Origin of the sequence: Pseudundibacterium arcticum (assembly GCF_042646465.1) — a bacterium.
In the GTDB taxonomy this organism is placed as follows: domain Bacteria; phylum Pseudomonadota; class Gammaproteobacteria; order Burkholderiales; family Burkholderiaceae_D; genus Undibacterium_A; species Undibacterium_A arcticum.
On record NZ_JBHRTP010000094.1, the window covers coordinates 1 to 13750 of the forward strand.

Here is a 13750-nt window from a genome sequence, read left to right on the forward strand (position 1 = left end):
TCTAAAGTTTGCATCTTTACTTCGAGCATTGGAATGCCTATCAGACCGGATGCAACGCTGCTTGATTCTGATTTAAACAAAACGGCATCGTGTATCCAATGCTGTTGCTCGTGTATTTCTTGGGTGCCGTTGGCTATGGCAATCGTGATGCTGTATTCGCCAGAGGGGAGCAGCGGCATATAAAAAACAAAGTCCGCTTGAAGCTCGCCCCCGCCGTTGCAATGAACAAGCTGCTCTCTGTAGGATAGAAACGTGTTGTCTCCAAATAGAGCTTGCCCTAAACGATCTTTGACATAAAAACCAATGATAGGGGAATCGAGGTCTTGATACGCGTGGACCATTACTCGCAGCGTGACTTTTTCTCCACCTACAATCCAGGCAAGCGGATGTTCGTTTTCATCCAGAAGACGAACATCGTGAATTTGCGCCCCACCCTTTCCAAAGGATGCCGCGTCTGGATCGAACTTAAATATCTGTAAATCATTGCGCAAATTACTGGCGTTAATGAACTCCAGCCGCTGATCTTTAACTGGAATTGAATCCTCTGGCGCCTTGAATTCTCTGAGCTTGGTTGTGCTGCTCGTGCCTTGTTGGGCCTCGTAAAACGCCTCAAGGTAAAGTTCACAGACCTCCTTGGGTGCGCCTTCCTGTATCACCTGCCCCTTCTCAAGCCATACGGCATAGTTACAGAGGCTTTTAATGCTGGCTGTGTCATGACTGACAAACAACACCGTTCCGGTTTTCATAAAGTTGCGCAAAAAACGCATACACTTTTGGGTAAAGAACGCGTCACCTACGGCCAGCGCCTCATCCACCACCAGTATGTCAGCATCCACATGTGCAATGACGGCAAATGCCAAGCGCACCATCATCCCGCTGGAATAGGTTTTCACCGGCTGCTCGACGAAGTCGCCGATGTCGGCGAAGGCAACGATGTCGTTAAAGCGCGTGTCGATTTCTTCGTTACTTAAGCCGAGCACCGAGGCATTCATATACACGTTTTCGCGCCCGGTGAATTCGGGATTGAAGCCGGAGCCAAGTTCCAGCAGTGCTGCGATACGGCCATTGGTTTGAATGCTGCCGCTGGTTGGGTTAAGGGTGCCGCAGATCATTTGCAGCAGGGTAGATTTACCGCTGCCATTACGCCCGATGATGCCGACGGTTTCACCTTTTTTGATTTCGAGTGAAATATCTTTGAGTGCCCAGAATTCGCGGAAGTATTGCTTGGCCGGCTTCCCTGCCCGGCGTTGCAGGCGGGGCAGGACGAACTGCTTGAGCCGGTCGCGCGGGGCGGCGTAGATCTCGTAGCATTTGCTGAGATTGGTGACGCGGATGGCGATATCGTTAGAGGACATCGGCAAATCCCTTTCTGGTTTTTTGGAACCAGGCGTAGCCTGCCCAAGCCATGGCGATAGCCGCCAAGGTGTAAATACCCAAACCAATCCAGTTCGGTAAATGCCCCCAGATCAGCACTTCACGCGCTTGTTCGATGATGAAGGTAAGCGGTTGGGCCATGATGAATGGACGGAACCTTTCCGGCACTGCGGTCACCGGATAAAAGACAGGAGAGAGGAACATCAACACGGTGGTGACGATGCCGATGAACTGCCCGACGTCGCGCAAAAATACGCCTAAGGATGCCAGCATCCAGGCAAGACCCGTGGTGAGAATAACCAGCGGAAGCAGTACCAGGGGGAGGAAAACCGCCGTCCAGTGTAAGTAGCCGTTAAAGATTACGAAGGCGGCCAGCAGCACGCCAAGGCTGATGAGGCCATGGAACAAGGTAGCACCCATGGCGACGACTGGCAGTATTTCAATTGGAAATACAACTTTCTTGACGTAATTGGCGTTGGAAAGAATCAATCCGGGGGCGCGGTTGAGCACCTCGCTAAACAGGCTAAGCACGATCATGCCGACAAATAGGACCAGGGCGAATTGCGTTTTGCTATCGGTAGCGCCAACCCCGCCCCAGCGAGATTTGAAAATCTCGGAGAAGACGAAGGTATACACCACCAGCATGAACACGGGGTTGAAGAACGACCAGGCCAGTCCCATGGCCGAGCCTTGGTAGCGCCCTACCACGTCGCGCTTGGTCATTTGCCCGATGAGCTCGCGATTGCGCCAGAGGCTAGTGACGAGAGCCGGCAAGGAAGTTGGTTGTGCGGCATGTGGATTCATACATTCTCCTTGAGCACGACTTCACTCAGGCAGCAGGCCAATGCATTTTCCCAGCTTGGCATGACGAGTCCAAAACGTTTGCCGAATTCACCTGCATCAAGACACGAATTTGCAGGTCTTTTGGCGGGCAGTGGGTAAGCCGTTGTCGGGATAGGGTTTAGTTTCGTGAGTTTCAAACTGGCCGGTGATTGCGCTGCCACGATCGCTTGAGCGAAGCCATGCCAGGTAGTTTTGCCCGAGTTCGTCAGGTTAAAAATACCGGATGTGAATTGTTCGGCACGACGCTCCAGCGAGGCTTGGCGAATCATATGCGCAGTGGCGTCGGCGATATTCCTGGCCCAAGTAGGAGCCCCGAATTGGTCTGCAACGATACTGAGCTCGTCGCGCTCACGCGCCAACCGGAGAATGGTTTTGACAAAATTATTTCCGCGAGCGGCATAGACCCACGTGGTGCGCAGAATGAGGTAGTCGCATGCTGCTTGCCTAATCGCAATTTCGCCAGCCAGTTTCGAACGTCCGTAGGCATTGACCGGATTCGGCACGTCGTCTTCGACGTAGGGCTTGTCCTTGCTGCCGTCGAAAACATAATCGGTCGAGTAATGGATCAAGAGCGCATTGGCTTTGCGCGCCTCTTGTGCCAGAACGCCGACCGCTGTGCCGTTGATGACCGTGGCCAGTGCCTCTTCCTGTTCTGCCTTATCGACCGCGGTGTAGGCGGCGGCGTTGACAACTACGTCCGGACGAATGTCCTGAATGAGCGCGGCTATTGTGTCTGGACGGGAAAGATCGCAACGTGCTCTATCAACTGCAATAACTTCACCTAGAGGCATCAGGCTACGCGCGAGCTCCCATCCAACCTGACCATTAGCACCAGTAACTAGCAACCTCATTCGAAAACCTCGGCGTTTTCCAATCGGACCCCAATCTTGTCTTTGGGTGATAGCTGTGGCTCATTGTCCAAGGGCCAATTGATACCGATCGCAGGGTCATTCCAGAGAATGCTGCGTTCAAATTCCGGCGCCCAATAATCTGTGGTTTTATACAAAAATTCTGCTGAATCGCTGGTGACCACGAAACCATGGGCGAAACCAGGCGGCACCCATAATTGGCGTTTGTTGTCGGCAGACAAGGTCACACCGACCCATTGACCAAAGGTTGGCGAGCTTTTACGAATATCCACCGCCACGTCGAACACCTCACCAGCAACGACGCGCACGAGTTTGCCTTGCGGCTGCTGGATTTGATAATGCAAACCGCGCAATACGCCTTTGGCGGATTTGGAGTGGTTGTCTTGTACGAATTTTGTCGCAACGCCGGTTAATTCGGCGAAACGTCGCTCGTTGAAGCTTTCATAAAAAAAACCGCGTTCGTCGCCGAATACCTTGGGTTCAATAATCAAAACGTCGGGAATAGATGTAGTCTGGATACGCATAATCAGTACACCTTATCGGTTAGAAGACCCAACAAATATCGCCCATAGCCGTTCTTTTGGAGCGGTCGCGCAAGCTCTTCCAGCTGTGCGGCGTCGATATAAGCTTTACGGAATGCGATTTCTTCTGGACAGGCGATTTTCAGGCCCTGCCGGTTTTCGATAGTGGCAATGAATTGCCCCGCTTCCAACAGAGACTCATGGGTGCCGGTGTCGAGCCATGCCATGCCGCGCCCCATCAATTCGACATTCAATTGATTGCCTTCGAGGTAGACGCGATTAACATCGGTGATCTCTAACTCGCCGCGTGGCGACGGCCTGATGCTGGCGGCAATGTCGCATACCTGCCGGTCGTAGAAATACAGACCGGTGACGGCGTAATTGGATTTTGGCTGAGTCGGTTTCTCTTCAATACTGACTGCACGTCGCTCGGCGTCGAATTCGACAACACCGTAACGCTCCGGATCGTGGACATGATAGGCAAAGACCGTCGACCCATGTTCGCGCTCGGAGGCTGCCAGCAATTGCGTTTCAAAATCGTGACCGTAGTAGATATTGTCGCCCAGGATCAAGGCAGATGGCGCGTCGCCGACAAATTCGCGGCCGATGATGAAGGCTTGCGCCAGACCATCGGGTGACGGCTGCACTGCATACGTCAGGTTGATGCCCCATTGGCGGCCGTCACCTAATAATTCCTGAAAGCGGGGGGTGTCGTGCGGTGTCGAGATGATCAGAATATCCCGTATCCCGGCCAGCATCAGCGTCGTCAGGGGGTAATAGATCATCGGCTTGTCGTACACCGGCAGCAGCTGCTTGGAGACTGCCATCGTGACTGGGTACAGGCGAGTACCAGAGCCGCCGGCCAGGATGATGCCTTTGCGGCTGGTTTGTTTTGTTGTCACCATTACGCGGTTCCTAGTTTGTCACCGCGATTTTCATCGCGTTGTTGATAGTTTTTAGCGACCCAGTTGAGGTAGTCGCCGGACTGCACATCGCGTACCCATTCCTGGTTGTCCAGATACCACTGCACGGTTTTGCGGATGCCGGTCTCAAAAGTCTCTGCGGGCTTCCAGCCCAGTTCACGCTCGATCTTGCGGGCATCGATCGCGTAGCGGCGGTCATGGCCGGGACGATCTGTAACGTAGGTAATCTGGTCGCGGTAGGAACCCATCCCGCTCCCAGCCTCGCCCTTGAAGGGTGAGGCGCTCTCTTTGGGATCAAGCTGGTCGAGGATGTCGCACAAGGTATGCACGACATCGAGGTTGGCTTTTTCGTTCCAGCCGCCGACGTTGTAGGTTTCGCCCAAGCGCCCTGCTTCCAGTACCCGGCGAATGGCGGCACAGTGGTCGCTCACATACAACCAGTCGCGTACCTGCTGGCCGTCGCCATAGATCGGCAGCGGCTTGCCGGCGCGAGCGTTGGTGATGATCAGCGGGATCAGCTTTTCCGGGAAATGGTAGGGGCCATAATTGTTGGAGCAATTGGTGGTCAGCGTCGGCAAGCCGTAGGTGTGATGGTAAGAACGCACCAGGTGATCCGACGCCGCCTTGGACGCGGAATACGGGCTGTTGGGCGCGTAGGTCGTGGTCTCGGTAAAAGGCGCGTCGTCCGGGCCGAGTGTGCCGTACACTTCGTCGGTGGACACATGCAAAAAGCGAAAGGCGGCCTTGCCTGCGTCATCCAAGCCGGACCAATAGGCGCGGGCCGCTTCCAGCAGGCTGAAGGTGCCGTTGATGTTGGTGGTCACGAACTCGCCGGGGCCGTGAATGGAGCGGTCGACGTGACTCTCTGCGGCAAAATGCACGATCGCGCGCGGTTTGTGGGTGGCCAGCAGGGTGGCTACCAGAGCGGTGTCGCAGATGTCGCCCTGGACGAAAATGTGGCGCGGGTCCTGATTGATCGAGGTCAGATTGTTCAGGTTGCCGGCGTAAGTGAGTTTGTCAAAGTTGATGACGGGTTCGTCGCTCTGGGCCAGCCAGTCGAGTACAAAATTCGAGCCGATAAATCCGGCACCACCTGTTACAAAGATCATTCTTATCCTCGGCGAAATAGAAAATCGACAACCCGCTATTTTAACGGAAAAATGGGCGAATCCGGCCTGATGCCCGGCGACTGGGGTGTCAACGTGTGACTAATTGTAATAAATGGCGCATCGGTTGCTGCGTCGCAACAAAAGATCAGGATTGATGGTGCTGCACGGAGCGAGAAGTTCACTTGCATTGCAGTAAATTCACCTAAAATTAATCTGATTATTTGGGAAGAAACAAGCTTATGAGTACGTATGTAATCGGCGATCTGCAAGGTTGCCGTCAACCGATGCAGGCGCTACTGACGCGGATCCACGCGCGGTCCGAGCGGCCGTCGCTGGCCTTCATCGGCGATCTGGTCAATCGTGGGCCGCAATCGTTGCCGACCTTGCGACAGATTGCGCAGAGCCGCGCCGCCGGTGATGCGGTCCTTACCGTGCTGGGCAACCATGATCTGCATCTGCTGGCGGTCGCGCATGGCATTCGCAAGTCGCATCGGTCCGACACCATCAAGGACATCCTGGACGCGCCGGATTGCATCGAGCTGCTCGACTGGATCCGTCACCAGCCGCTGGCGCATTTCGAAGATGGGCATTTACTGGTGCATGCCGGGGTCGTGCCGCAATGGAGCGCGCAGCAAACGCTGGCCTATGCGCACGAAGTCGAGGCGGTGCTGCGCGGGCCGGACTGGGTCGATTTCCTGCGCGAGATGTACGGCAATGCGCCGGACGCGTGGGATGAAGGGCTAACCGGGGTCGACCGCTTGCGTTGCATCGTCAATGTGCTGACGCGGATCCGCTTTTGTACGCCCGAGGGCAAGCTGGAATTTACCACCAAGGGCGGGATTGACGCCGCCCCGCCCGGCTATCTGCCGTGGTTTGATGTGCCGGGGCGCCGCACCGAGGATGTGACGGTGGTGTTCGGGCACTGGTCGGCGCTGGGGCTGCTGATGCGGCCGAATCTGATCGGACTCGACACCGGCTGCATCTGGGGCGGCAAACTGACGGCGGTCTGCCTGGACGACCGTAGTGTGTTGCAGGTTGATTGCGCTGCCGCGACCGATCAGGCGCCCTGAGGAGTTCTGTTAAACCCGGTCATGGCAATATACTCATGCCACTTTTATGGCATTTCACCCTGTTTATTTGTGCTAACAATCCATACTGCCAATGTCGTTAATTTTTCCAGGTACCGTTCACGCTGAAATCCGCCCGCGTTATGGGATCCGTTCGCCCTGAGTAGCGAATGCATATCGAAGGGAGCGTTGTTCAGGCCGAGGTAGGCTTCGATACGCCGCTTTGCGGCTACTCAGCCCGAACGGATAACGGGGACGCAAAATTATGCGTATCGAAGGGAGCGTTGTTCACGGCTGAGGTAGGCTTCGATACGCCGCTTTGCGGCTACTCAGCCCGAACGGATAATGGGGACGCAACATTAACAGCCTTGCCCGAACGGATGAAGGAGACGAGAAATTAACAGCCCGGCCCGATATTTCCGACACATTGGGTAGTCAGGGTTATGGTTGCGACGGATCGACTTCCGGCATCAGCGTCACTCCCAGCGCCTGCGCCACCGCCTGCCTGGCGTCGGCCGCCAGTGCGCGACGATGGGCGCCGTTGACGTCAATCGATGGCAACAGCTTCAAATGGGCGCTGATATTGCGCGCCTTCAGGATCGCGATCATGCTTTGGGCGAAGCTCATGTCACCGATGAATTCGACTGCAGAATGGTGCCGGCCCGCGGCGTCGAGATAGCGCAGCGCGTAGGGCTGGATCGGTACCTCGGCATCAATCGCCGCCTCGAACAAGTTGGCATGGAATGGCAGCAAGGTGCCCTGCGCAGCGGTGGTGCCCTCCGGAAAGAACGCGACGCGCTCGCCGGCGTGGATGCTGGCGACCAGCCCTTTGAAGATGCGGCTTACGTCACGCCGGTTGCCGCGCGCAATGAAGATGGTGCCGGCTTTGTCGCACAGCCAGCCGACCACCGGCCAGTCGCGGATATCGGATTTGGCGACGAAGCGGCACGGCTGCATCGCATTGATCACGAAGATGTCGAGCCATGAAATATGATTGGCCACGACCACCGCACCCGGCACGAGCGTTGCGTCGCGCTGATTGACCTCGACGCGCACACCGCAAATCTTCAGCAACTGCTGCGACCAACGCCGGATCCGCCAGTCACGACCGCTGGCGTCGGTGCATGGGAACACGACAGCGCAGGAAAACAGGCCGACACAGAGGTGTATGCAGACGCGCAACAGGTGATAGACGATCATGCGCCGCCTTTGAATCCGGATAATATACTCATTGGTGTATTTTTAAATTCGCTTTGAATATGCGGGGAATATCATAATTTTTAATGATACTCCCCATATTTTTGTATTTTTCACCTGTTTTTAAACGCTACGGTAGGCGCCCCTGAGCTTCGGCAAGCTCAAGCTAAACTGGCCGGCTCTTCATCAATTACTGGACTTACGCAAACGAAAAAGAAAGTAGGATGGGTGCAACCCATCTTTCTACCTTGGCGCTCAATGATGGGTTTCACCCATCCTACGAAATTACGCATTTTGCGTAAGTCCCAAATTGCCACCCTTCGCATCGTCGTCCCAGCGAACGCTGGGTCCCAGCGAACGCTGGGACCCAGTGGCGTTACTCAGCACGATTCGCCATACGTTGCCGCAACGGCTTATGTTGGGATTTTGTACCCGTCGTCTTATCAATAATTTAGGAGTGCAACGAACGACGCTGGGTCCCAGCGTTTGCTGGGACGACAGTAATTGTTGGGCACGTTTTACGGCGATGAACCTCAGCGCCTAAAATAATCGCGGCACGGCCGCCCATCCATCACCTTTCGAACGCCACATGCCCGGCAACGATGGTGGTCCTGACCTGCCCGGCCAGTTCATAGCCGAGGAAAGGTGTGTGCTTGCCCTGGCTGGCCAGGGCGCCGGCTTCGACCGTCCAGCGCGCGGCCGGGTCGAACAGGCAGATGTCGGCGACGCTGCCGACTGCCAGGTGGCCGCAATCCATGCCGGCGACAGCGGCGGGGTCGCAGGTGACCTTGCGGATCGCCCTGGACACGCGCTGTTCCGGCGCGTCGACGGTCTCGTCGGCCCATTTCAGCGCCAGCGACAGCAGCAGTTCCAGGCCGGTCGCACCGGGCGTGGCCTCGCCGAACGGCAGCAATTTTTCATCGTCGTCGACCGGCGTGTGGTCAGAGCAAATCGCGTCGATGCTGCCGTCCAGCAGTCCCTGGCGGATCGCATCGCGGTCGCGCTGGGCCCGAAACGGTGGCAGCATGCGGGCGTTGGAATCGTAATAGCCGATGTCCATTTCGGTCATGTGGATATGATGGGCGCCGACATCGCAGGTCACCGGCAAGCCTTCCTTCTTGGCTGCGCGGATCAGGTCCAGCCCCGCTGCCGACGAGATACGGCACAGATGAACGCGCGCACCGGTGGCGCGTACCAATTCGAAGATGGTATGCAGCGCAATGGTTTCGGCGATCACCGGGATGCCGGACAAGCCGAGCCGCGACGCCAGCGCGCCGCTGTGGGCATTGCCGTCGATCCCGATGTGCGCATCCTGCGGCCGCAGCCAGATGCAGTAGCCGAAGGTTTTGGCATACTCCATCGCGCGCAGCAGGACGTTGGTGTCGCGTATCGGCTGGGTCGCCTGCGAGAAGCCGACACAGCCCGATTCGGTCAGTTCCGCCATCTCGGTCAGCGCCTGCCCTTTCAGGCCGACAGTGAGTGCGCCGAGCGGGTAGACATGGGCGCGATTGAGCGTCTTGGCGCGGTGCTTGAGCATCTCGACCAGTCCCGGCTCATCGAGCACCGGGTCGGTGTCGGGCGGGCACACCAGGCTGGTGACGCCGCCCTGCATCGCGGCCTGCATTTCCGATTCCAGCGTGGCCTTGTATTCGTAACCCGGTTCGCGCAGGCGCGCGCTCAGGTCGACCAGGCCAGGCGCGACGATCAGGCCGGCGGCGTCGATGGTGCGCTTGGGCGCGAAGTCGGCCGGTGCGTGGCCCGCGTCAAAAATCGCGGCAATCCTGCCACCGTCTATGTAAATGTCTTTGTTTGCGTCGATGCCGTTGGCCGGATCGACCAGTCGGCCGTTCTTGATATGCAGTTTCATTTTTTCCTTATCGCGTGGACCCGGATCCGCGCGCAGCAGCACGGCGCGCACGGAAACGGAACGATTGCTTACCTAGCTTGCTTGTTTTGACGGCTTACCTTAGTTACCCGCCAGGATCCCCATCACCGCCATCCGCACCGCGATGCCGAATGTGACCTGCGGCAGGATCACTGCCTGCGCGCCGTCGGCCACCGCCGAGTCGATCTCAACGCCGCGGTTCATCGGGCCCGGATGCATCACGATCGCGTCCGGCTTGGCCAGTGCCAGCCGCTCCGGTGTCAAGCCGTAGTTCTTGAAATATTCTTGCGCGGACGGCAGCAGCGCACCGTTCATGCGCTCGTTCTGCAGCCGCAGCATGATGATCACATCGACGCCTTTCAGCCCCTCATTCATGTCGGTGAACACGCGCACGCCCATCTGTTCGAGGCCGGCCGGCAGCAAGGTCAGCGGCCCAATCGCGCGGATCTCGGGCACGCCGAGCGTGGTCAGCGCGTGGATGTCGGAGCGCGCGACGCGACTGTGCAGGATGTCGCCGACGATCGCGACCGTCAGATTGCTGAAATCCTGCTTGTAGTGCCGGATCGTGTACATGTCGAGCAGACCCTGGGTCGGGTGTGCATGGCGGCCGTCGCCGGCGTTGACCACCCGCACGTGGTCCTGACCGCTGTCACGCAGATGCTTGGCGATCAGGTGCGGGGCGCCGGATTGCGAGTGACGCACCACGAACATGTCGGCATGCATCGCCGACAGGTTGTCGATGGTGTCGATCAGCGACTCGCCCTTGCTGGCGCTGGAGGCCGAAATATTCAGATTGATGACGTCGGCCGACAGCCGCTTGGCCGCGATTTCGAACGTGGTGCGGGTACGGGTCGAGTTTTCGAAGAACAGGTTGAACACGCTCTTGCCGCGCATCAGCGGCACCTTTTTCACTTCACGATCGGATACGCCGACAAAGGAAGATGCGGTGTCGAGGATGTGGGTGACGATGGATCTGGGAAGGCCTTCGATGGTGAGCAGATGTTGCAGTTCACCGTTTTTGTTCAGTTGCGGATTAAGCATTGTCCACCGTCAGGGAAAGTTGGCCGTCGTCGGCCCGTCGCAGCACCAGGGTGCCGTCAAAATCGATCGTGGTCGCGACGAAATCGGCGGCGATCGGCAACTCGCGGCCGCCGCGATCGACCAGCGCGGCCAGCAGGATCCTGGCCGGACGGCCATAGTCGAACAGCTCGTTGATCGCGGCGCGCGTGGTGCGGCCGGTGTACAGCACATCGTCCACCAGCAAAATCGTGGCGCCGTCGACATCGAACGGGATCTGGGTCGGCTTGACCTCGTGATGCAGGCCTTTTTCCGCATAATCATCGCGATAGAACGAGACATCGATGAAGCCTAGCCGCTCCTGCAATTGCAGCTCGGTCGCGAGTCTTTCGGCCAGCCAGGCACCGCCGGAATGGATCCCGACGATGGCCAGCCCCTCGGTACGCGCGAGCGCGGACTTGATGTGGGTCGCCAGGGTCGCGTACAGCGCCTCGGCATTGAGTTGGGGATTATTGTGTGTCATCGAAATATTGTTGCAGGATAATGGCGGCGGCTTCTGCGTCGATCACCGCGCCGCGTTTGGCCGGGATCACTGCCGACGAATAGCGTTCGTCGACCAGCGTGGTTTCAACCCCGAAGCGGCCGTGCAGCTGATTGGCGAAGCGGCGGCAGCGCACGGTCATCTCGTGCTCGGCACCGTCCGGGTGAAACGGCAGGCCGACCACGCAGCGGGCCGGCTTCCATTCGTCGATCAGGGCGGCGATGTTGCTGAATTTGGCATCGTTGGTGGCGGCGCTGATCACGGTCAGCGGCTGCGCCTGTTTCAGTATGGTATTGCCAACCGCGACGCCGATGCGCTTGAGGCCAAAGTCAAAGGCCAGCAAGGTCAGCTCGCTCATCGGCCGGGCCCTGACAGGGCCGCGGGCTTACGCATGGCCCGCCTCGCCGGTCAGCATCATCGGATCGATGCCGAGCAGCTTGATCGCGGCCGTATAGCGCTCGGCAATCGGCAGATCGAATATGATGCTGCGGTCGGCGGCCACGGTCAGCCAACCGTTGTGGGCGATTTCTTCTTCCAGTTGCCCGGCGGCCCAGCCGGAGTAACCGATACTGATCAGGATTTGCTGTGGTCCGCTGCCGACCGCCACCGCTTCCAGCACGTCGCGCGAAGTAGTAAACGAGATGTCGTCGGTGATTTTCAGGGTCGACGAATAATCGCCGCGCGGCGTGTGCAGCACGAAGCCGCGATCGTCCTGCACCGGGCCGCCAAACAACACCGCGCTGGAGGCATCCGGATTGCTCGGCGCGATTTCCAGCTTGAGATCGATACGCTCGAACAAATCGTCGATCGTCATGTCGGTCGGCCGATTGATGACGACGCCGAGCGCGCCCTGCGCGTTGTGCTCGCACAGATAAATCACGGTGCCGCCAAACATCGGATCGAGCATCGACGGCATTGCAATCAGAAAATGATTCGCCAGATTGAGCTCTAAAGTGTCCATGGTGCCGGGAATTTCGGAAAAAGCGGATTTCTCCTGGAAACTGCCAGGCGCGGAAGGAGTTTTGCCGGTTGCGCTCGGCTTTTTGCTTTGCTTCGCCATAATGCGCATTTTAGCAGTTTTCGCACGTTTCTGACCCTCTGATGGCGCCGGACATGAGGCGGGCCAATGTTTGGTGGTGGCCGTCGGGGCCGGAAGGGCAAATCATTGCTGCGCTGAACAAAATCTTCGGGCTGTCCTCATTCCCGATGGCGGACCCAATCGGCAAACGCCTCGTCTTCGAATTGATAGTTGCCTCGGTCGATCCGGGTAACAATATTTTTGTCGGCCAACCTGCGCAGAGCGTTTTGCGGCGTGGCGGCGGCAACCGGCTTCTCTAGTCCGAGGCTCGCGCCGATGCGCCCGCGCGCCTCACTGCCCTGCAAGTCAGAGGCGCCTTCTGCAATCATTGCCAGCAAGACCTGGTCGGCCGGCAGCAGGTCGTCCCATTGTTTTTCAAATCCCATGTTGTTGAAGACATGCTCCTTGGTGAAATTCAAGGCGCCTTGCGCGCCTTCAAACGGATTCGTCAGATAGCGGTCGAGATAGAGCCGGAAGAACAGCGGTGTCTGCTTCAGCTCGTCAAAAGCGGCCAGCGCATCTGCCAAAGCTAATGGGTTACGTGCGATGCTGGTTACCTTCTCGACCATTGCCGTCACGAACTCTTTTCCAAGAAGCTGAAATGGCTCAAGCGCAGCCCAATTGTAGAATGGCTCCGACGAGCGGCCGAACATCCGACGCAAGGTGGCTTCAGAGCTTCCAGCAAACAGGACCTTGATGCGCTCCCTGCGAATATCCAGAGCGGCGCGAAGCGCGTGCGCAAAGACCGCGTTTTCCGCGTTGGCAAGTACCTGGGCTTCGTCGATGATGAGTATCACCGGAATTTTAGTCTTGTCGAAGGCCGTCATCACGTCCATCAGCAAGGTACCAGCCAGTCGACCTTTATCAGCGAGTTCCGCCTCAATGCCCGCCTCTGCAAGACCGGCCACTTTCCCTGAAGCCTTTATTTTCTTCAACGGGGTCTTGAGTCGCTCCCAGGCTTTTGCAAAGCTCTTGGGTTCGATCGCTTTGTGCAGCGCGGAAACCAAGGCTGTGGCAGGGTCGTCCTTCAAATCCCAGAGATTGACGTACACGCACGCGTATCCTTTGGCTTCGGCCGCCGGGATGAAATCCTGCACCAGAAATTCAGTCTTCCCCATTCGGCGCCTGGCGAATAATCCGCGTGCGGAGGACAGTCCGAGTTCAAAGGACGCCAAGTACGCTTGCGCCAGCTCCGGACGGGGGAAGTGCCAATGAGGGGAGGAAGTCTGCATAAGCATTAAGAGTTATTAACTTATTTACTGATAAGTATATTATCTACTGATGCGTACTAAAGCAAGGATTCTTCGGGCGAAAGAAAAGCCCCCT

The 13750-nt window shown here is 57.5% G+C and carries 14 protein-coding genes; 1 reads left to right on the forward strand and 13 read right to left on the reverse strand.

Annotated features, from left to right (window positions below):
- The 6 genes from ACFOFO_RS23955 to rfbB all read right to left on the reverse strand — a co-directional run.
- Positions 1-1355 (reverse strand): ABC transporter ATP-binding protein (locus tag ACFOFO_RS23955; protein WP_390333192.1); only part of this gene is annotated, 1355 nt, incomplete at its 3' end.
- A complete protein-coding gene (locus ACFOFO_RS23960; RefSeq protein ID WP_390333193.1) occupies positions 1345-2178 on the reverse strand; it encodes an ABC transporter permease in 834 nt (277 codons plus the stop codon). The genes ACFOFO_RS23960 and ACFOFO_RS23955, both read right to left, overlap by 11 nt.
- The gene (gene rfbD / locus ACFOFO_RS23965) at positions 2175-3068 is read right to left on the reverse strand and encodes a dTDP-4-dehydrorhamnose reductase (RefSeq protein ID WP_390333196.1); all 894 of its coding nucleotides are present in this window, start codon (positions 3066-3068) and stop codon (positions 2175-2177) included. Before rfbD ends, ACFOFO_RS23960 begins: the two co-directional genes overlap by 4 nt.
- Positions 3065-3610, reverse strand: a complete 546-nt coding sequence (gene rfbC, locus ACFOFO_RS23970; RefSeq protein WP_390333197.1) for a dTDP-4-dehydrorhamnose 3,5-epimerase — start codon at positions 3608-3610, stop codon at positions 3065-3067. Before rfbC ends, rfbD begins: the two co-directional genes overlap by 4 nt.
- A gap of 2 nt (positions 3611-3612) precedes the next feature.
- On the reverse strand, positions 3613-4512 hold the full coding sequence (gene rfbA, locus ACFOFO_RS23975) for a glucose-1-phosphate thymidylyltransferase RfbA (protein WP_390333198.1): 900 nt from the start codon (positions 4510-4512) through the stop codon (positions 3613-3615).
- Positions 4512-5639: a dTDP-glucose 4,6-dehydratase gene (rfbB, locus tag ACFOFO_RS23980; protein WP_390326931.1), complete on the reverse strand. Its 1128-nt coding sequence runs from the start codon at positions 5637-5639 to the stop codon at positions 4512-4514. Before rfbB ends, rfbA begins: the two co-directional genes overlap by 1 nt.
- Before the next feature lie 239 nt (positions 5640-5878).
- Between rfbB and ACFOFO_RS23985 the strand changes: the two genes are divergently transcribed.
- Positions 5879-6709: a symmetrical bis(5'-nucleosyl)-tetraphosphatase gene (locus tag ACFOFO_RS23985; RefSeq protein WP_390326933.1), complete on the forward strand. Its 831-nt coding sequence runs from the start codon at positions 5879-5881 to the stop codon at positions 6707-6709.
- A gap of 438 nt (positions 6710-7147) precedes the next feature.
- Here the strand turns inward: ACFOFO_RS23985 and ACFOFO_RS23990 are convergent, their stop codons facing one another.
- From ACFOFO_RS23990 to ACFOFO_RS24020, 7 genes are all read right to left on the reverse strand, one after another.
- On the reverse strand, positions 7148-7906 hold the full coding sequence (locus ACFOFO_RS23990; protein ID WP_390333199.1) for a lysophospholipid acyltransferase family protein: 759 nt from the start codon (positions 7904-7906) through the stop codon (positions 7148-7150).
- A gap of 568 nt (positions 7907-8474) precedes the next feature.
- On the reverse strand, positions 8475-9770 hold the full coding sequence (locus ACFOFO_RS23995) for a dihydroorotase (RefSeq protein ID WP_390326935.1): 1296 nt from the start codon (positions 9768-9770) through the stop codon (positions 8475-8477).
- A gap of 99 nt (positions 9771-9869) precedes the next feature.
- On the reverse strand, positions 9870-10829 hold the full coding sequence (locus tag ACFOFO_RS24000; protein WP_390326937.1) for an aspartate carbamoyltransferase catalytic subunit: 960 nt from the start codon (positions 10827-10829) through the stop codon (positions 9870-9872).
- A complete protein-coding gene (gene pyrR / locus ACFOFO_RS24005) occupies positions 10822-11328 on the reverse strand; it encodes a bifunctional pyr operon transcriptional regulator/uracil phosphoribosyltransferase PyrR (RefSeq protein WP_390326939.1) in 507 nt (168 codons plus the stop codon). Before pyrR ends, ACFOFO_RS24000 begins: the two co-directional genes overlap by 8 nt.
- Positions 11315-11704, reverse strand: coding sequence for a Holliday junction resolvase RuvX (ruvX, locus tag ACFOFO_RS24010; RefSeq protein WP_390326940.1), 390 nt, complete (start codon positions 11702-11704; stop codon positions 11315-11317). Before ruvX ends, pyrR begins: the two co-directional genes overlap by 14 nt.
- 27 nt (positions 11705-11731) lie before the next feature.
- Positions 11732-12406 (reverse strand): YqgE/AlgH family protein, encoded by a 675-nt coding sequence (locus ACFOFO_RS24015; RefSeq protein ID WP_390333201.1) that lies wholly within the window; start codon positions 12404-12406, stop codon positions 11732-11734.
- A 137-nt stretch (positions 12407-12543) separates the two neighbouring features.
- On the reverse strand, positions 12544-13542 hold the full coding sequence (locus ACFOFO_RS24020; protein WP_390326942.1) for an ATP-binding protein: 999 nt from the start codon (positions 13540-13542) through the stop codon (positions 12544-12546).
- Positions 13543-13750 lie beyond the last annotated feature (208 nt).

Bases quoted from the DNA above. Each gene is read 5' to 3' on its own strand.
- ACFOFO_RS24000 (WP_390326937.1), bottom strand. From the start codon at position 10,829: ATGCTTAATCCGCAACTGAACAAAAACGGTGAACTGCAACATCTGCTC.
- ACFOFO_RS23960 (WP_390333193.1), bottom strand. From the start codon at position 2,178: ATGAATCCACATGCCGCACAACCAACTTCCTTGCCGGCTCTCGTCACT.
- rfbD (WP_390333196.1), bottom strand. From the start codon at position 3,068: ATGAGGTTGCTAGTTACTGGTGCTAATGGTCAGGTTGGATGGGAGCTC.
- pyrR (WP_390326939.1), bottom strand. From the start codon at position 11,328: ATGACACACAATAATCCCCAACTCAATGCCGAGGCGCTGTACGCGACC.
- ACFOFO_RS24015 (WP_390333201.1), bottom strand. From the start codon at position 12,406: ATGGCGAAGCAAAGCAAAAAGCCGAGCGCAACCGGCAAAACTCCTTCC.
- rfbB (WP_390326931.1), bottom strand. From the start codon at position 5,639: ATGATCTTTGTAACAGGTGGTGCCGGATTTATCGGCTCGAATTTTGTA.
- ACFOFO_RS23995 (WP_390326935.1), bottom strand. From the start codon at position 9,770: ATGAAACTGCATATCAAGAACGGCCGACTGGTCGATCCGGCCAACGGC.
- ACFOFO_RS23985 (WP_390326933.1), top strand. From the start codon at position 5,879: ATGAGTACGTATGTAATCGGCGATCTGCAAGGTTGCCGTCAACCGATG.
- ACFOFO_RS23990 (WP_390333199.1), bottom strand. From the start codon at position 7,906: ATGATCGTCTATCACCTGTTGCGCGTCTGCATACACCTCTGTGTCGGC.
- rfbA (WP_390333198.1), bottom strand. From the start codon at position 4,512: ATGGTGACAACAAAACAAACCAGCCGCAAAGGCATCATCCTGGCCGGC.
- ruvX (WP_390326940.1), bottom strand. From the start codon at position 11,704: ATGAGCGAGCTGACCTTGCTGGCCTTTGACTTTGGCCTCAAGCGCATC.
- rfbC (WP_390333197.1), bottom strand. From the start codon at position 3,610: ATGCGTATCCAGACTACATCTATTCCCGACGTTTTGATTATTGAACCC.
- ACFOFO_RS24020 (WP_390326942.1), bottom strand. From the start codon at position 13,542: ATGGGGAAGACTGAATTTCTGGTGCAGGATTTCATCCCGGCGGCCGAA.